This window comes from Rhizobium sp. AN73 (assembly GCF_030757975.1).
Classification (GTDB): Bacteria; Pseudomonadota; Alphaproteobacteria; order Rhizobiales; family Rhizobiaceae; genus Agrobacterium; species Agrobacterium arsenijevicii.
Genome location: NZ_JARWME010000001.1, coordinates 365252 through 383479, shown reverse-complemented (window position 1 = coordinate 383479; position 18228 = coordinate 365252). Strand labels below are relative to the sequence as shown.

Here is an 18228-nt window from a genome sequence, read left to right as displayed (position 1 = left end):
GCGTTGAAAAACAGGAGAAAGGACGAGGCTGGCTTCGCGTCACGCAAGCCAGCCTCGTTCGGTGTCGACTATCGTCGGTACTGTCGCCTTCGTCAGGCATAGGGCAGAGTTATCCCGCTATCAGTCAATTCTTGTGCTCGCCCCAGTAGCAGATTTCCGGCGGCCGGGGAAGCGTTTTGCGTGTATCATTCTTTGCGGGACAGATTTGCCATCGTCCCGGCAGGCCGGTTATCGCGTTTTTTCGCCGATATCCGAAGTGGTCCGTTTGTCGACGGCCTTGCCGTCGAGGATGCCTCTGAGAACATCAAGACGCTCGTTGATCAGCCATCCATAGTAGTTTTCGACCGGCAGCAGCTTTTTTGCGCCGGCATCCACGGCGGTCCGCAGACGTTCGGCACGGCGGCGGGGTTGGCCGACATTGTAGAGGGTAGCTGTGATGCCGGGATTGCCGGAAATGTCGAAGCCCTTTTCTTTGTAGGCGTCGATGGAATCTCTCAGAATGGCGGCGATGTAGATGATGCTCCGGTCAGGATCCATGACGTCGCGGTAGATCTCTTTCGGCCTGTCGGCGGAGAGTTTCGGCAGGCCGCTGGTCTTGTTGACGAGATCGGTGACCTGCAGGGCGGTCAAGGGGCTGATCTGGCCAAGGCCGAAGGTCTGTCCGGCATAGAAGGGCTGGAAGAAGGCCCGCTGGAACGAAAACGCCTCATAGCTGACGCCATCAACGACCTTGCCGCGGAAGCTCGTGTCCCAGATATTGTCGCGGCAGCTCCATTGCTCGGATGTCGTGGCAAGCGTCTCGCAGGAGCGGAATTCCGGCCGTTCGAGAAATGTTTTCAGGGAAACGCCCTGATAGCTGAACTTTATATCGAGTTCCGCATAGGAAATGGCCTTGACGTAATATGTCTGCAGGCGGTCCACGGCCGTGACGTTGAACGTGTGTTCGCCAACGATGGCGCCGACGATATGGACCGGGTCGATGCCGTAGGCCGCGCCTGCCTTCTTGATCTTGCCGATGAGACCGGGCTCGCTGTTCAGAAGATCGACCGTCTTGCGGAATTTTTCCTCATAGGTCGTGGAGAATGCCTTGGTCCTGATCGCCGAGGCCTGCGGTATTTCGGGCTGCTCAGCCGACCTGTTTCCGGGGGGCACGACGGTCATCTGCTGCGCTGTGGCATGGGAAGGCAGAAAGGCCAGCGCCAGAAGGACAGCGGCCGCGCGGGTGGACTTCGCAAACAGGCTCATGCAGCGTTCTCTATGATGGGGATTGTTGTTGCGGTGACGGCTCTTTCATAAGCAGGCCGCTTGCGCGTGGCAAGTTCCCGCTGCTCACTTTACCGTTGCTGGCCGCTAGAATGCCGTCGTTGCAGCGGGGCGATCGCCGGCACGATCACTCCTGTCGGACCCACCGGGAGCGGAATTATCGGGTTCGTTAAAAGTCGAACATTTTGTTTCATGTGAACTCAAATCGCCGCCGGTAGGTCATGTCGTCAGGAGACGAACATGACCCACCTGATCAAATTGCTGCAAGCATGTTTTATTCTGGCTGTTGCGGGTCTGGCCGCGCCGGCGCAGGCTTCGCCCTCGATGCAGACGGGCAGGATCACGTCGCAGCCCATCGGGCACTATGACTTCTGTCAGCGGCATTCGGCTGAGTGCCAGCCGGTGAAGGCCATGCCTCCGCTCAATCTTACCCCCGACCTCTGGGCGACCATCGTTTCGGTCAACAGCGCCGTCAATGTCGAAATCGACCAGCGCACAGACATGGAAGTATGGGGCTACGAGGACTACTGGGAATACCCTTACAACGGCGCGGGAGACTGCGAGGACCTCGCGCTGGAGAAGCGTAAGCGGCTTATGGAAGCCGGTCTGCCGGTTTCCGACCTGCTGATCACGGTTGTCCGGGACGAACGTGGCGAAGGTCACGCCGTTCTCACGGTCAGGACGGATCGTGGAGATTTCATCCTCGACAATATGAAACCTAAGGTCTTTCGCTGGGACGAAACGCCCTACACCTACCTCAAGCGTCAATCCACGGAACATGCCGGTCGGTGGGTGGATATTGAAGGCTCCGGTTCGCCCGCCATCGCTGCCCGCGAGGTTGGCCGGGCCACCGCCACCTCCGCGACCGCACGCCGGAGCATCCTTGACGTAATCATGGGACGCTGAACCTTTGCCGTAAAACAACTCCGGACCGCCGTAAACCCTTGAGGTTTGTTGGCGGTCCGGTCCGAACGTCTCTGGTTCACCGGCCTCCGAGGCCGGCACCCGTTTCTTCATCGAACAAATGCAGGTCGGGCGGGTTGATCTCGAGGCCGATGACTTCGCCGGCCTTGACCTCACTGCGTCCCTGAATGGCAATGACCACTTCGGTCGATGTGCCGAGTGTGAGAAAGGTGGCCGAACCGGTGGTTTCCACGGCCGACACGGGCAACGTTAGTGTCGCCCCGGTTGCTGTTCCGGGCCGGATATGTTCCGGCCTGATGCCGACGATGACACGCTTGCCGGGCGGCAAGGGAGCCGGGGTTCTGATGGACTGCTGCGGCTCGCCTTCGCCGAAACGCAACTGAAGCGAAGCGCCGTCAGCGTTGACCGTTGCCGGAATGAAATTCATGGCCGGCGAACCGATGAAGCCGGCGACGAAACGATTAACCGGGCGGTCGTATAATTCCAGCGGCGTGCCCTGCTGTTCGATCACGCCGTCGCGCATGACGACGACATGATCCGCCATCGTCATCGCCTCAATCTGGTCATGGGTGACATAGACCGAGGTTGCATGCAGGCGGTCGTGCAGCGCGCGGATTTCCTTGCGCATATGCACACGCAAAGCCGCATCGAGGTTGGAGAGCGGTTCGTCGAACAGGAATGCCTGCGGATTGCGGATGATCGCCCGGCTCATCGCCACACGCTGGCGCTGGCCGCCGGAAAGTTCGCGCGGGTAACGCTTCATCAGCTTCGACAGCCCGGTGGTGGCCGCAACTTCTTCCGCCGCCTTGCGGGCTTCCGCCTTCGCCACGCCGCGCATGCGTAGCGAATAGGTCAGGTTTTCTTCCACCGTCATATGCGGGTAGAGCGCATAGGACTGGAACACCATCGCCACATCGCGCTTGCGCGGCGGTACACCGTTCATCAGCGTGCCTGCAATGCGCATGTCGCCGCTCGAAATGGTTTCCAGCCCCGCCAGTGAACGCAGCAGGGTGGATTTTCCGCAACCGGACGGGCCGACAAGGGCGACGAAGGTGCCTTTCTTGATGGAAAGCTGGATGTCCTTCAGCGCGTGAAAGGCACCGTAATATTTGTTTACGCCGGAAAGTTCGATCTGAAGGGTCATTTTAGCGCTCCCGAGGTCAGGCCGGAAACGATGCGGCGCTGCAAGAGAATGAACAGGGCAAGAATGGGCGTCACATACATGGTCGCATAGGCCATGATATTGTTCCATTCGCTGGTATTGGGGCCCATGAAGGAATTGAGGCCGACGCTGGCGGGCTGCAGTTCAGCCGCCTGGATCATCGATTTCGAATAAACGAATTCCCCGAAAGCCTGCATGAAAATGAGGATGGCGCTGACGAGAATGCCGTTTCTGGCAAGCGGCAGCACGATGTTGAAGAAGGCGCCGACGCGGGAATTGCCGTCCACCAGCGCTGCCTCTTCCAGTTCCTGCGGCACCGCCATGAAGGTGGCGCGCACCAGCACGACGAAGAAGGGCATGCTTTTTGCCGCAATGGCGAGGATGACCGACAGGCGCGGATAATCCAGCAGACCCAGTTGCGAGAAGCCGACGAAGATCGGTGTAATCATCAGGGATGCCGGCAGGACCTGAAGCATGAGGATGAGGAACAGGCCGATATCCACCCAGACGTTGCGATAGCGCGCCAGAACATAGGCACAGCCGACGCCGAGCACGGTGATGAGCGCCACCGCACTTGAGGCGATGAGTACCGAGTTCCACAGGTAACGCCCCATATTGCGGCTTTGCCACACATAGGCATAGGTCTGCCATTGCGGATCGGCCGGCCAGAAGCCCGGCGGGTTGGCGAACATTTCCGAGCCGCTTTTCAGCGATGTCAGATACATCCAATAGAGCGGGAAGAGATAGATGATGGCAAGCACGATGGCGATTGCCAGCATCAACCGGTTGCGGGTCGTGATACTCATCCGCGCACCTCATGCCGTGTGGAGCGAACGTAGACGACGGAAGCCAGCATGACGAAAACGATCATGATGACGGAGATCGTCGCGCCCTTGGCGAAATCATATTGCCGGAACGACAGATCCCAGGCCCAGTATTGCGCCACGTTGGAACTGTTATTGGGTCCGCCATCGGTAATGGCGGCGAAAAGGTCGAATTGCTGCAGCGTGAAAATCAGGCCGAGTGAAACGATCGCACCGATGGTGGAGCGCATCATCGGCAGTGTGATGGTGTAGAAGCGCTGCCAGGCATTGGCGCCATCCAGTTCCGCTGCCTCGTAGAGATCGCCGGGGATGGAGGCGAGCCCGACCGAAAGAAGGATCATGTTGAACGAGGTGCCGAGCCAGACATTGGCGATGACCACGGCCCAGAGCGAAAAATTCGCGTCCGACCGCCAGAAGATATTCGCGGAAATCATGCCGCTTTCCCGCAGGAAGAAGTTCAGCACGCCGAAGTCACCGGAAAGGATCCAGTTCCAGATCGCGCCGACGACGAGGCCGGGCATGACCCAGGAGACGAGGAACAGCCCGCGCAGCCAGGTGGCGCCGGGAAAGTTCACCCAGAAGAACAGCGCCAGACCGAAGCCGATAGCGAATTGCCCGGCAATGGAAGTGACGACGAAGGTGACGGTGTTGAACAGGATCGGCAGGGTTTCAGGCTGCCGGAACAGATCGACATAATTGCGGAAACCGACAAACGGGCGCACGAAGGTGCCCAGGCTGAACATGTCGACTTCCTGAAAGCTCATGACGATGTTGTAGATGAGCGGCAGTCCCGCCATGACGAACAGGAAACCCAAAGGAAAAGCGACAAGGATGAGGTCGAAGCCACGACCGTCGCTGACGCTGGAAAACAGTTTTTTCATGAAACATCCTCACAAGCTCCGATCGGGGCCGCCGCTGCATAGCACAGCTGGCAGCCCCACCGGGAGGAACCCCTTGGATGGAGGCCGGATGAAACCGGCCGCCCGCCCAGATAGATCAGCCTTCGATCAGCTTTATCTTTTCGGCGGCCTGATCAAGTGCTGCCTTCGGTGTCATCTGACCGGAGAGGGCACCCTGAATAGCGTCCTGGATAGCCTTGGAAATCTTCGGCCATTCAGGCGAGGGACCGCGCGGCTGCGCATATTTTAGCTGCTCGATAAAGGTCTTGAGCGCCTCGTCCTTCAGCGCATTGCCGGTGGGCGGAACCGGAATATCGGAACGCGCCGGCAATTGACCGAAGTTCTTGAACATGTCTTTGTCCTGCGAGGCGAAGAACTCGATCGCCTTGAAGGCTTCCGCAGGATGTTTGGTCTTGGAGAAGATCGCCCAGTTATAGTCGCCCATGGCCGAAGACCGCGGTGCGTCCGGTGTCGGAACCGGCAGCAGCGTCACACCCCAGTCGAACTTGGCGTCCTTCAGCATGCGGTCGATTTCCCAGGGACCGGAGATCACCATGGCGGCGTTGCCGGCGTTAAAGGTGGCGGTGGAATCCCACTGGCTGCGCGTCAGCGTATCCGGCGAGGCCAGCTTTTCACTGAGAAGGGTCTTCCACGTCTCAAGCGCCTTCACCGCGCCATCGGTATTGATGTGTTTGTAGGTGGCGCCGGCCATCTGCGCCCAGGGCAGGAACTGGAAGGTGCCTTCCTCGTTGGCCTTGGCGCTGAAGCTGATGCCGTAAATATTCTTTGCCGGGTTGGTGAGCTTGCGGGCAGCATCCACCAGCTCGTCCCAGGTCTGCGGCGGTTTTGCCGCATCGAGACCGGCTGCCTTGAACAGGTCCTTGTTATAATAGAGTGCAATCGTATTTGTCGCCTTCGGAACGCCGAAATATTTGCCATCCCAGGTCACGGATTTCAGCGGACCCGGAAAATAGTTTTCCGTCTTGATGACATCCGACTTGGCGATCATATCCGTCACGTCGAGAAAGGCGCCGCGCGAGGCGAACATGGCGTGGTTGGGATTGTCGATGGCGATAATGTCGGGCGCGTTGCCGGTCGAATAGGCGCGCATGGACTCGCTCACCACATCGTCGAATTGCAGGTAGCGGTATTCGATCTTGATGCCGTTGTTGAGCTTGTTGAACTCTTTTATGAGGTTCGGTGCCGGCTGGGTGTCTCTGTCCAGCGACCACAAGGTCAAGGTCACATCTTCCGCTTGCGCCGTCATCGCACCGGCGGATACGCTTGCCAGAACAAGCGCGCCGGCCATCATGCATTTTGCGATACCCATAATAATCTCCTCCTCTTGGTTATCGTCTCTGCAACTGCTGAAAGCCTTCTCCCAAAGGCTTCCATTCCTTAGGTGGGATCGACGACAAAATCGCCGCCCCGGCAATGTTTCAGATAGTTCAGGCCATGCACCTGTCCGGTCATTTCCAGCGCATCGCGGTAGACGGGGTCATGCCAGCCTTCGATGTCGATCGAACCGGACCAGCCGGCCAGACGCAGTTCCGAGATAATGTCCGTCCAGTTGCTGTCGCCGAAGCCCGGCGTGCGCATGAAAACGAATTTTTCCTTGCCGAAAATCCCGTGCTCGCGAATGACATCCCAGCGAATGGTCGCGTCCTTGCCGTGGACGTGGAAAATCTTGTCCGCCCATTTGCGGATCTGCGGCAGCGGATCGATGAGATAGACCATCTGGTGGCAGGGTTCCCATTCGATGCCGATATTGTCGTCCGGCGTTTCGTTGAACATCAGTTCCCATGCGTCGGGATTATGGGCGATGTTCCAGTCGCCGGTCTGCCAGTTGCCGTCCATGGCGCAATTTTCAAAGGCGATCTTCACGCCTTTGTCCGCCGCCCGCTTGGCAAGCTCGCTCCAGATTTCCTTGTAACGGGGCAGGCTCTCGGGCAGCGGCTTTCCGCGCAGGCGGCCGGTGAAACCCGCAACGCAGGTTGCGCCGAAGTGATGGGCGTTGTCGATGCAGTCTTTCCAGCCCTGCAAGGTCTGAAGGTCGATTTCGGTTTCTTCCAGCGGATTGCCGAACATGCCGAGCGTGCCGATGGTGATGTCGCGATCGCCGATCGCGTCAAGGGAGCGCTTGCCAAGCTCGGCAAGGTCCTGGCCGTTGGTCGTCTGCCAGAAGAACGGTTCGAAGCTTTCGAAACCAAGATCGGCTATCTGCCCGATGCGTTCAGCCGCCTGTCCCTTGGTGGCGCTGACCATGGTGCCGATGCGGATGGATTTTGCCGGATTGCTCACGTCTGTCGGTCCTTATGCTGCGATGGAAACACGCTGGCCGATGCGGGCGCTTTCGATTGCGCCGATCACCATTGCCAGGCTGTTGATGTTGTCGAAGGAGGCCGTTTCCGGCATCTGGCCGGAGCGGATGGATTGAAGAAACGAGAGTATGACACTGGCGTGGCCGTGCGTATCCTTCTCAGAAATACTATCGGAAACGTTTACGGTCTTGAATCCGCGCAGAAGACCAGGTTCTTCGCCAGCCACGGAAGCCGAGAAATTGTCTTCTCCGTCCCAGAGGATCATGCCCTTGGAGCCGATCAGCCGCCAGCGGGCTTCCCAGCTGGTTCTTTCGCCTTCCGCGCACCAGGAGCCGCGATAGGTGAAGACCACATCGTTGGAGAATTCGAATATCGCATTGGCGCTTGCCCCGTGTGCATACCAGGAGCCGGCCGGATTTTTCTCCACGCAAAACACGGAGAGCGGCTTTTCATCGGCGACGAAACGCGCCGCATCGAAGGTGTGGATCGCCATGTCGAGAAGGAGAACGTTCTTCATCTCCTCCCGGAAACCACCGAAATGTGGGCCGAGGAAAAAGTCGCAATGGATGGCCGTCAGATCACCGATAATGCCGTCTTCCACGGCCCGGCGCAGCCGTCGGATGCCGGAGATAAAGCGCCGGTTTTGCACCACGGCATGGATTTTTCCCGCCTTTTTCGCCAGCTCTACCAGCTTTTCAGCTTCCTGCATCGATGCGGCAAGTGGCTTTTCGCTGAGCACATGGCATCCGGCTGCAAGGCCGGTTTCAACCACGGCATACCGTGCCTGAGGGATGACGATATCGAACAGGATATCGGCTTTCGTCCGTGCGAGGACATCGCGAAGATCGGTGCCGATGATGACGTCGGTGAGCGCGAATTCTTGGGCAAGCGCGCGTGCCGTATCTTCATTCAGATCGACGAGACCGACGATCTTGATCGCGCCGGAAATCTCCGGCGTCGATTGAATGGCGCGCAGCCAGCCTTTGGCCATTGCTCCGCACCCGCATAAAACGGCGTTGTATGTCATCTTCTCTCCCCGGTCTCTGGGCAAAACTCCTCTTTGCGCAGAGCGTCGTAAACGTTTACGACACTAGGCTGATCATGTTAGATATGTCAATACCGTTATTGGGGACGCAGATTTCGTACCCGGCTCAGGAGGGGGAGTGCATGAAAGGAATTCGTCAGCTTGCCGATTATCTGGAGATATCGATAGGCACCGTTTCCCGAGCCTTGAACGGCAAGCCCGACGTTAACGAGGAAACGCGGCGGCGCGTTCTGGAGGCGGCGGAAAAGCTTGGCTATGTCGCCAACCAGTCAGGCCGCAGCCTCAGGCAGGGGACCACCAACGTCATCGGCCTGATGACCGGCAGCGATGCGCAGACGGTGGAGAACTCCGACAACTTCTTCATGGGGGTGACGGATGGTTTGCAAAGCGTGTTTTCCGCTCATAATCTCGATCTCATCGTGCTGCCTTGCCCCGGTGAAGAAGACCCGGATGAATATCTGAAGCGCATGGTGGCGCGCCGTATGGTGGATGCGATGATCATTTCGTCGACCCGCCGTGTCGACAAGCGTATCGATTTTTTAAAGCAGACCCGTTTGCCCTTCGTGACGCTCGGCCGCACCTCTTCCAGCGCCGACCATGCCTGGATCGATCTGGACTTTGAAGAAGTTGCGCGCAGTGCCGTCAACCGGCTCGCGGCTGCCGGCCATCGTACCATTGCGGTCGCGGCACCCGATAGCGATGTCAATCTCGGGTATGTTTTCATGGATGGTTACAGGCGCGGTCTGGAGGAGAACGGCATCGCTTACGACCCGTCTCTCGTCATCCGCGCGAAATCGAGCGAGCAGGGCGGATATCACGCCGCCAGCGAGTGGCTGCAGATGCGGCCCCGGCCAACCGCACTGGTGCTGATCTATGAAATGATGGCGCTCGGCCTTTATCGCCGTCTGGCGGAAGTGGGTCTGAAACCGGGGCGGGATCTTGCTGTCATCGGTTTTCGTGATGGTCCGCGCGGCCAGTTTCTGGAGCCGCGACTGACCAGTTTCCGCATGTCCCTGCACGATCTCGGCGTGACGGTCGCCCAGACCCTTTTGTCGACCATGCCGGCCTATGCGCCGTTTTACCCCGATCAGGCGCGAGATTGCGTCTGGCCGATGCAGCTCGTGGCGGGAGAGAGCGACCCGGCCCCCGCACCATTATAGGCGGAAGCCTCGGAGCGGAGTGTCAAAGCTTGTAGTCTTGAATGGTCGCGACGCCGAACGGATTGAATTTATATTCGTCTTCCTCATATCGCGTGTCGTCGGACAGCTCGGCATGGCGAGCTTTCAGGGCCGTTTCAACGCCTTCGCGGGTCATTTGTTCGGCGATATCGTCAATCAGCGCGGCGATTTTCAGCTGCTCGGTATTGGTTGAGGCCTGCTGTTCGTCTTTTCGGATGAAATGCACCTCCACGTCAGGCAGCCCGACCAGATGGAAGCCGACGCTTCCCATCCCGTCGGCATCGCCGCCGATGGGGCGGCGCGCGAAAGCGAGACGGCAGGTTTTGGCGAGTGCCAAAGCGTCGTTCGAGGCCGCGTCACGGCGCGACTGCTCGAAGAGTTCCTTCCACCGCCGCACGCCATGGGCAACGCCGGCACTTTCACCCTTTACGGCAACTGCGCCGTTATCGAGCATGTGCCGCACGAACATCAGGGCTTTCCCGCAGGTCGCCACGGCTGTTTCCGCAGCCATTGACGGGCCAAGCACGTAAAGGACCGAGCCGTGCCCGGCGACGGCTTCCTCGTCAGCTTCCTCATGGTTGTCCGGGTCGACACGATCCCAGCAGACATTGAAGGACCGCTCCATCCGGTCGTCCGGTTCATCCTGCGAATAATCCTCGTCGAGGCTGAAATCGGCGGCAAATTTATCGATAGCAGCACGGGCGCCCTGCTGCAGCGCAGCCAGACCATTTTCCGGGCCGAGAAAACAAAGGACATGGCGGGGTTGGTATTCGGAGCGGGATTCGGCAACTGCCGGTACGTTATTCGCGGCCTTGCCGGCGGACGGCCTTCCCAGCACAAGGCCACCCAAAAGCGCGAGAACGCCACGACGTTCTGAATTCATCCCATACCCCCACGGTTTCCATCAACAGGATCGAGGACTTTTACACCGGCGCGGGCAATTCTGACCATATTAATTACATTGATCGATTTTTCGCAGCGTCCGGTTTTAGGCAGGTGAACGGAAGAGGCTCAAGGTTGTGGCAACAGCACACCGACGGCGAATTCCTCATCAGTCGTTATGTGGCCGACCTGCGTCTTGCGATATTCGCTGGGGCTGAAGCCGCGCTCGGCGCGAAGTGTGCGGGAAAGGTGCGGGGCGTCGCAAAACCCGGTGGCGAGCGCGATCTGGGTGACCGGGTCACGCGTGGTGCGCAGGAGGGAAAGGGCGCGATCCAGCCGCAGTTCGAGATAGACCTTGGAGGGCGTCGCCTTCAGGTCACCAAGGAAACGCCGTTCGAGGCTGCGGCGGCCAAGGCCGAGATCGCGCGCGAGCTCCAGCACGGTTCTCGGAACCTCGATATTTTGCTGCATACGCAGGATCGCCTTTCTGACCAGCGGATCGGTTGCCGTTCGGGCGCTCTGCTGGCCGGGCTGGGGCTTTTCGCCGCTGAGCGCACTGTCGATCATCATGATGTTGAGGCTTTTGATGGCGGCGGACTGGCCGACATGGCGCTCAACAAGGAATGCCGCCAGATGCGCGGCACCATGGCCACCGGAACAGGTCAGACGGTTGCGGTCTATGACGAAAAGCTGGTCGGAGACCATTTGCTCGGCGTGGAAGCGGTCAAGAAAATCCTGATGGTGGAACCAGCTGACGCAGCAGCGATAACCATCCAGCAGGCCGGCCTCGTGCAGAATGAAAACGCCGGTGCACAGCCCGACGATGGGAGTGCCCGCAGCCGCGCGATCTTTCAGGAACCGCAACGCCTCCGGCGGCAGGGCGCTGTGGTCGCTGATCAATCCGCCGACAACGACGATATAGTCGTAATGCGCGGCGTCGATGAGCCGCGTATCCGGCTGGACCTTCACGCCGCAGCTCGATTGCACATTGCCAAGGGTCGCTGACAGCACCGACCATTCGCACAGGATAGGTCGGGAACGGTCCGCTTCGTCGGCGGCAAGACGCAGCACATCGACGAAATTGGCGAAGGCCGACAGCGTGAACCGGTCTGCAAGCAGGAAGGCGACGCTGAGGCGTTTCTTGGCGGGATGAGAGATCATGGCGCAAATATTCATGTAAAGAGACGCGATTGTCCAGCCCGGCCGGGATAAATCTCCGTAGGCTTTCGATTACCGAGATTTTCAAACCAGCAGGCCCGCTCATGACGCGTTTTAATGCCTTCAATCTCTTGCGGAATGCCATGACCGGCCACAAGAACTGGGACGAGCAATGGCCCGACAGCCAGCCCAAGGCCGAATATGACGTGGTCATCGTCGGTGCCGGCGGCCACGGTCTTGGCGCGGCCTATTATCTGGCCAGCCAACACGGCATCACCAATGTCGCTGTCATCGACAAGGGCTGGCTCGGAGGCGGCAATACCGGTCGCAACACGACAATCATCCGCTCCAATTATCTCTACGACGAGAGTGCCCGTCTTTACGATCACGCTGTCGACCTGTGGGAAAATCTCAGCCAGGAGCTGAACTACAACGTCATGTATTCCCGGCGCGGTGTGCTGATGCTGGCGCATAATGTCCATGACGTGCAGAGCTTCAAGCGCCACATCCATTCCAACCGCTTGAACGGCGTCGACAACCGCTGGCTTACCGCTGAGGAGTGCAAGGAATATTGCCCGCCTCTGAGCATTGCGCCGAATGCCCGCTACCCGGTAATGGGCGGCGCGCTTCAGGAGCGCGCTGGCACGGCGCGCCACGATGCTGTTGCCTGGGGTTATGCGCGCGGCGCCGCCGCCCGTGGCGTCGATATCATCCAGAACTGCCCGGTCACCGCCATTCGCCGCAATGCCGACGGTTCCGTCGCAGGCGTCGAGACGGCGAGGGGCTTCATCAAGGCGAAGAAGGTTGCCGTTTCCGCCGCCGGTCACACATCTGTTGTCATGGATACCGCAGGCGTTCGTTTGCCGCTGGAAAGTTATCCGCTGCAGGCGCTGGTGTCGGAACCGATCAAGCCGATCTTCCCCTGCGTGGTCATGTCGAATGCGGTCCATGCCTATATCAGCCAGTCCGACAAGGGTGAGCTGGTGATCGGTTCGGGCACGGACCAGTACACATCCTACTCGCAGCGCGGCGGCCTGCCGCTGATCGAACATACGATCGCGGCGATCGTGGAAATCTTCCCGATCTTCAACCGCATGCGGATGCTGCGCAAATGGGGCGGCATCGTTGATGTCACGCCGGATCGCTCGGCCATTCTCGGCAAGACGCCGGTTGACGGGCTTTACGTCAATTGCGGCTGGGGCACGGGTGGTTTCAAGGCCACGCCGGGCGCTGCCCACACCTTTGCCTGGACCATCGCCAAGAACGAAGCGCACCCGATCAACGCGCCGTTCACGCTGGAACGTTTCCGTTCCGGCCGTCTGATCGACGAGGCAGCCGCCGCTGCCGTGGCGCATTGAGGAGCCGACACCATGCTTTTGATCCGCTGCCCCTATTGCAACGAGACCCTGCCCGAGGCCGAATTCACCTATGCCGGACAGGCCCATGTCGTCCGCGCTGCCGATCCCTCGTCGCAGACGGACGAACAGTGGGAAGAATTCCTGTTCATCCGCGAAAACGCGAAAGGTCCGCATTTCGAGCGTTGGCGGCATCTGCATGGCTGCGGACGCTTCTTCAATGCCGTGCGTGACACAGTGAGCGACCGGTTCCTCACGACCTATCGCGCGGGCGAGCCGCGTCCAGAGCTTTCTTCCCTGACCCGCGCACCAGCTAGCTCCGAGGTGTCGAAATGAACTCCTATCGCGTTTCCGGCCGTGGCCGGGTGGATGCCGCCCGCTCGGTAAGCTTCACCTTCGATGGCAAGACCTATCGCGGCGTAAAGGGCGATACGGTCGCGTCCGCACTTCTCGCCAACGGCGTACATCTCATGGGCCGCTCGTTCAAATACCACCGCCCGCGCGGCCCGGTAACGGCGGGTTCCGAGGAGCCGAATGCGCTGATCGGCACCCGCCGCGGCTCCGGTCAGTTCGAGCCGAACACCCGAGCCACCGTGCAGGAAATCTGGAACGGGCTGGAAACTTCCTCGCAGAACAAATTTCCGAGCCTGAAATTCGACATCGGCGCGGTCAACGACATGGCCTACATGCTGTTTTCCGCTGGGTTCTACTACAAGACTTTCATGTGGCCGAAGAGCTTCTGGAACAAGGTCTATGAGCCCTTCATCCGCGCGGCGGCGGGTCTCGGCGTTTCGCCGACCGAGGAAGACCCCGATACCTATGCCTCGCGCAACCTGCATTGCGACGTGCTGATCGTTGGTGCCGGTCCGGCGGGTCTTGCCGCAGCGCGGGCGGCGGTCGTCGATGGTCTCAAGGTCGTGCTGGTCGATGAAAATGCCGAAGCTGGCGGCACATTGTTGTCCGAGCCGCAGACACAGATCGACGGGAAGCCGGCATGGAGCTGGCTGGCGGATGAGCTGAAAGCGCTGAAGGATCGCGGGGTCAGGATCATGACCCGCACGACGGCGATTGCCTATTACCACCAGAACATGATCGGCCTCTGCGAAAAGCTGACCGATCATCTCGAAACGGTGCCGCGGGATGTACCTCGCGAACGCCTGTGGCGGGTGCGGGCGCGTCAGGTGGTGTTGGCGCAGGGTGCGCTCGAAAAGCCGTTGGTCTTCCACGGTAACGACCGTCCGGGCGTTATGCTGGCCGGCTCCGCCCAGACCTATCTCAACCGATATGGCGTCAAGGTTGGCAACAGGCCAGTGGTGGTGACGAGCCATGACAGCGCCTGGTATGCGGCGTTCGATCTGCACAGCGCCGGCGCGCGGGTTCAGGCGATTGTCGATACCCGTGAGAAGGTGCGCGAAGAGTTGCTGAACGAGGCCCGCGCTCTTGGTATTCCGGTGCGGCTCTCGCATACGGCAACGGCGATCTCGGGACGGCTGCGTGTCAAATCGATCCGCGTTAATCCGCTTAATGGTTCGACGGTTGGTGCGGGGCAGGAAATTGTGTGTGACGCAGTGCTGATGTCGGGCGGCTGGACGCCGTCGCTGCATCTGTTCTCCCACACGCAGGGTAAGATCGCCTGGGATGACGAACGGACTACATTCCTGCCCGCCATGACCAATGAGGATTGTGCGATTGCCGGCGCCGGGCGCGGGCTGTGGGGCATTGCGGCGGTGTTGAAAGACGGCGCGGAGCAGGGCCGTAAGATCGCCGCAGCACTGGGCAAAACCGGCGATGCCTGCGACTATTCGGTGGATCATGATCGTACCGGTAGCGGTGTGTCGCACACGGAATTGCCGAGCGACCGCAACCCCGGCAAGGCCAAGGCTTTTGTTGATTACCAGAACGACGTGACCGCCAAGGATCTGCGGCTGGCCGTGCGCGAGGGCATGCGCTCGATCGAGCACGTCAAGCGTTACACCACCAACGGCATGGCGACCGATCAGGGCAAGATGTCCAACATCAACGGCCTGAACATCGCCGCTGAAGCGCTCGGCAAACGCCAGCCGGAAGTGGGTCTCACCACCTTCCGCCCGCCTTATACGCCGACGACGTTCGGAGCCTTTGCTGGCTATCATCGCGGCCAGCACTTTGAGGTTACCCGCAAGACGCAGATCGACCCGTGGGCGCAAGCGCATGGCGCGGTTTACGAACCGGTTGGCCAATGGCGCCGCGCCTGGTATTTTCCAAAAGCGGGCGAAGACATGGACGCGGCTGTCGGCCGCGAGTGCCGCGCGGTGCGCGAAAGCCTCGGCATTTTCGATGCCTCGACCCTAGGCAAGATCGAGGTTGTCGGTCCCGATGCGGTCGAATTCATGAACCGTATGTACACCAACCCGTGGTCGAAGCTTGCGCCCGGCCGCTGCCGCTATGGTCTGCTGCTCGGCGATGACGGTTTCATTCGCGACGATGGTGTTATCGGCCGTATGAGTGAGGATCGTTTCCATGTCACCACCACCACCGGCGGTGCCGCGCGGGTGATGAACATGATGGAGGATCACCTCCAGACCGAATGGCCCGACCTTAACGTCTGGCTCACCTCCACCACCGAGCAATGGTCCACCATCGCGCTCAATGGCCCGAATGCGGCAAAGCTGCTGGCCCCGCTGGTCGAAGGCGTCGAGCTGACGGAAGAGGCTTTCCCGCACATGTCCTGTGCGGAATGCACGGTGGCCGGAGTACCGGCACGCCTGTTCCGCGTCTCGTTCACCGGCGAGATCGGCTTCGAGGTTAACGTGCCGGCTCCGCTTGGCCGCAAGCTCTGGGAAATCCTGTGGGAAGCCGGCCAGCAATACGGCATCACGCCCTATGGGACTGAGACCATGCATGTGCTGCGCGCCGAAAAGGGTTACATCATCGTCGGCCAGGACACGGACGGCACCGTCACACCCTATGATGCAGCGATGGGTTGGGCCGTGGGCAAGAGCAAGCCGGATTTCGTCGGCAAGCGCGGTCTCGCCCGCCCCGATCTCGTCGCCAAGGGCCGCAGGCACCTTGTCGGACTTCTGACGGAGGATCGCTCGAAGCTGGAAGAGGGCGCGCAGATCGTCTTCGACGCGAAACAGCCGATCCCGATGAAGATGGTTGGGCATGTGACATCGTCCTACCATTCGGATGCGGTTGGCCAGCCGATTGCGTTGGCGCTGGTTGAAGGTGGCCACGATCGGATGGGCGAGACCGTCTACATTCCGATGCCGGAGCGCACCATTGCCGCGAAAATCACCGGGATGGTGTTTGTCGATCCCGAAAATACCCGCCTGAAAATCTGACCCGGAGATGACAATGAATATGCGCGTTTCCTCCCCCGCTTCCGGCATTCTGGCCGAGAGCAAAGCAGCCCGGGTCAGCATCGTGGCCGCGCAAGGGCGACTGTCGCTGCGCGCGCGCGGCGATCTCGCGCCGCTGAACGCAGCCCTTGGCCTTGCCTTGCCTGACAGTATCGGTGCCCGCGCTGCCGCCGGCGAAACCGAGGCCGTGCGTCTTGGTCCCGACGAATGGACGATCATTACGCCCGCTATCGAAGTCGACAGACTGATTGCGGCCTGCGCGGGTGTCTATGCTACCCACCCGCACAGCCTTGCCGATATTTCCGGGCGGGAAGTGACGCTCTCGATCGAAGGGCCGCAGGCTGCGGAGCTTTTGACGCTCGGTTGCGCCCGTGACATCGACACCATTCCGGTCGGGCAAGCGCGCCGAACGATTTTCGATGGCGTGACCGTGGTGCTGTGGCGCGATGCGCCTGACCGGTTCCGCATGGATATCTGGAACAGTTTCGCGCCGCATCTCGGCCATCTGCTTGAAACCGGCTGCAAGGAACTTGCCGCCGAAATCGCTTGATCCTGGAGGAGAAAACAATGCTTAACCGTCTGTCCCATAACGCCGTTTCGGATACGGTGATCGCCGATGCCCTCGCCGAGGAACTCGATCGCCAGAAGACCCAGATCGAACTGATCGCTTCGGAAAATATCGTTTCCGCCGACGTTCTTGCCGCTCAAGGGTCGGTGCTGACCAACAAATATGCCGAAGGGTATCCCGGCAAACGTTATTACGGCGGCTGCGAATTCGTCGACAAGGTCGAGCAGGTCGCCATCGACCGGCTGAAGCAGCTCTTCGGTGCGGAATTTGCCAATGTGCAGCCGCATTCCGGCGCGCAGGCCAATCAGGCGGTGTTTCTGGCACTTCTGCAGCCGGGCGACCGGATCATGGGCATGTCGCTCGCCCATGGCGGCCACCTGACCCACGGTTCGCCGGTAACCATGTCGGGCAAGTGGTTCGATGTCGTCTCCTATGAGGTCGATGCCGAGACGCATCTGATCGACATGGAGAAGGTGCGGGCAAAGGCACTGGAGACGAAGCCGAAACTGATTGTCGCGGGCGCTTCGGCCTATCCGCGCCAGATCGATTTCGCCGGTTTCCGCAAGATTGCCGACGAGGTTGGCGCTTACCTGATGGTCGACATGGCCCATTATGCCGGCCTGATCGCCGGTGGTAAATATCCGAACCCGGTGCCGCACGCCCATGTCGTGACGTCCACCACCCACAAGACCCTGCGCGGCCCGCGTGGCGGGGTAATCCTGACCAATGATGCCGATCTGGCGAAAAAGCTGAACTCGGCCGTTTTCCCCGGCAATCAGGGCGGCCCGCTGATGCATGTCATCGCCGCCAAGGCCGTGGCCTTCGGCGAAGCGCTGCGGCCCGACTTTGCCGACTACGCCGGTCAGGTTATTGCCAATGCGCAGGCTCTGGCCAAGGTGTTGACGGATGGTGGTCTCGGGATCGTTTCGGGCGGCACGGACAGCCACATGGTTCTGGTCGATCTGCGCCCGAAGGGCGTGACCGGTAAGGTGGCCGAAATCGCGCTGGAGCGTGCGGGCCTCACCTGCAACAAGAACGCCATCCCCAACGATCCGGAAAAGCCCTTCGTCACCTCGGGCATCCGGCTTGGCAGCTCGGCCGGCACCACGCGCGGTTTCGGTGAAGCCGAATTCGAGAAGATCGGTGCGCTGATCCTGCGTGTCATTGATGCACTCGCCGTCAACGCCGAAGGCGATGCCACGGTCGAGGCGGAAGTGCGGGCTGAGGTTGCGGCACTTTGCGAGGACTTTCCGATCTACGGCGCGTAACACGCCGTTGTCGGTTCCGTTAGCCGTGATCGGGCAGGGC

16 protein-coding genes are annotated in these 18228 nt (G+C 60.2%); 7 read left to right on the top strand and 9 right to left on the bottom strand.

The annotated features are described in order from the left end of the window. Positions 1-228: 228 nt before the first annotated feature. Complete coding sequence (locus RBH10_RS01610; protein WP_281038585.1) at positions 229-1245, bottom strand: DUF1402 family protein; 1017 nt, start codon at positions 1243-1245, stop codon at positions 229-231. Positions 1246-1503: 258 nt separating this feature from the next. Here RBH10_RS01610 and RBH10_RS01605 point away from each other — a divergent pair, with 258 nt between their 5' ends. Continuing rightward, a complete protein-coding gene (locus tag RBH10_RS01605; RefSeq protein ID WP_281038586.1) occupies positions 1504-2169 on the top strand; it encodes a transglutaminase-like cysteine peptidase in 666 nt (221 codons plus the stop codon). A gap of 76 nt (positions 2170-2245) precedes the next feature. On the opposite strand, the gene RBH10_RS01600 is transcribed toward RBH10_RS01605, so the two are convergent. The 6 genes from RBH10_RS01600 to RBH10_RS01575 all read right to left on the bottom strand — a co-directional run bounded on the left by RBH10_RS01600 (position 2246) and on the right by RBH10_RS01575 (position 8420). After that, on the bottom strand, positions 2246-3331 hold the full coding sequence (locus RBH10_RS01600; RefSeq protein WP_281038587.1) for an ABC transporter ATP-binding protein: 1086 nt from the start codon (positions 3329-3331) through the stop codon (positions 2246-2248). Beyond that, entirely contained in the window at positions 3328-4155 is an 828-nt protein-coding gene (locus RBH10_RS01595; RefSeq protein WP_045019395.1) for a carbohydrate ABC transporter permease, read from the bottom strand. Before RBH10_RS01595 ends, RBH10_RS01600 begins: the two co-directional genes overlap by 4 nt. Next, a complete protein-coding gene (locus tag RBH10_RS01590) occupies positions 4152-5054 on the bottom strand; it encodes a carbohydrate ABC transporter permease (RefSeq protein WP_045019394.1) in 903 nt (300 codons plus the stop codon). Before RBH10_RS01590 ends, RBH10_RS01595 begins: the two co-directional genes overlap by 4 nt. Before the next feature lie 115 nt (positions 5055-5169). After that, positions 5170-6402, bottom strand: coding sequence for a sugar ABC transporter substrate-binding protein (locus RBH10_RS01585; protein WP_281038588.1), 1233 nt, complete (start codon positions 6400-6402; stop codon positions 5170-5172). Between the two features lie 68 nt (positions 6403-6470). Then, a complete protein-coding gene (locus RBH10_RS01580; protein ID WP_045019392.1) occupies positions 6471-7373 on the bottom strand; it encodes a sugar phosphate isomerase/epimerase in 903 nt (300 codons plus the stop codon). A gap of 12 nt (positions 7374-7385) precedes the next feature. Continuing rightward, entirely contained in the window at positions 7386-8420 is a 1035-nt protein-coding gene (locus tag RBH10_RS01575) for a Gfo/Idh/MocA family protein (protein ID WP_281038589.1), read from the bottom strand. Positions 8421-8560: 140 nt separating this feature from the next. Here RBH10_RS01575 and RBH10_RS01570 point away from each other — a divergent pair, with 140 nt between their 5' ends. After that, positions 8561-9598, top strand: coding sequence for a LacI family DNA-binding transcriptional regulator (locus RBH10_RS01570; RefSeq protein ID WP_281038590.1), 1038 nt, complete (start codon positions 8561-8563; stop codon positions 9596-9598). Positions 9599-9620: 22 nt separating this feature from the next. Here RBH10_RS01570 and RBH10_RS01565 read toward each other — a convergent pair whose 3' ends face one another. Both RBH10_RS01565 and RBH10_RS01560 read right to left on the bottom strand, forming a co-directional pair. After that, positions 9621-10499 (bottom strand): hypothetical protein, encoded by an 879-nt coding sequence (locus tag RBH10_RS01565; RefSeq protein WP_281038591.1) that lies wholly within the window; start codon positions 10497-10499, stop codon positions 9621-9623. Positions 10500-10627: 128 nt separating this feature from the next. Further along, positions 10628-11674 (bottom strand): GlxA family transcriptional regulator, encoded by a 1047-nt coding sequence (locus tag RBH10_RS01560; protein ID WP_045019386.1) that lies wholly within the window; start codon positions 11672-11674, stop codon positions 10628-10630. Between the two features lie 86 nt (positions 11675-11760). Here RBH10_RS01560 and RBH10_RS01555 point away from each other — a divergent pair, with 86 nt between their 5' ends. The 5 genes from RBH10_RS01555 to glyA are packed head-to-tail and all read left to right on the top strand — an operon-like array spanning position 11761 to position 18188. Beyond that, entirely contained in the window at positions 11761-13014 is a 1254-nt protein-coding gene (locus RBH10_RS01555) for a sarcosine oxidase subunit beta family protein (protein WP_281038592.1), read from the top strand. A 12-nt stretch (positions 13015-13026) separates the two neighbouring features. After that, positions 13027-13347, top strand: a complete 321-nt coding sequence (locus RBH10_RS01550; RefSeq protein WP_045019384.1) for a sarcosine oxidase subunit delta — start codon at positions 13027-13029, stop codon at positions 13345-13347. Further along, on the top strand, positions 13344-16334 hold the full coding sequence (locus tag RBH10_RS01545) for a sarcosine oxidase subunit alpha (protein ID WP_281038593.1): 2991 nt from the start codon (positions 13344-13346) through the stop codon (positions 16332-16334). The genes RBH10_RS01550 and RBH10_RS01545 overlap by 4 nt, the downstream gene beginning before the upstream one ends. Positions 16335-16347: 13 nt before the next feature. After that, the gene (locus RBH10_RS01540) at positions 16348-16902 is read left to right on the top strand and encodes a sarcosine oxidase subunit gamma (RefSeq protein ID WP_281038594.1); all 555 of its coding nucleotides are present in this window, start codon (positions 16348-16350) and stop codon (positions 16900-16902) included. Positions 16903-16919: 17 nt separating this feature from the next. Further along, complete coding sequence (gene glyA, locus RBH10_RS01535) at positions 16920-18188, top strand: serine hydroxymethyltransferase (protein WP_281038595.1); 1269 nt, start codon at positions 16920-16922, stop codon at positions 18186-18188. Positions 18189-18228 lie beyond the last annotated feature (40 nt).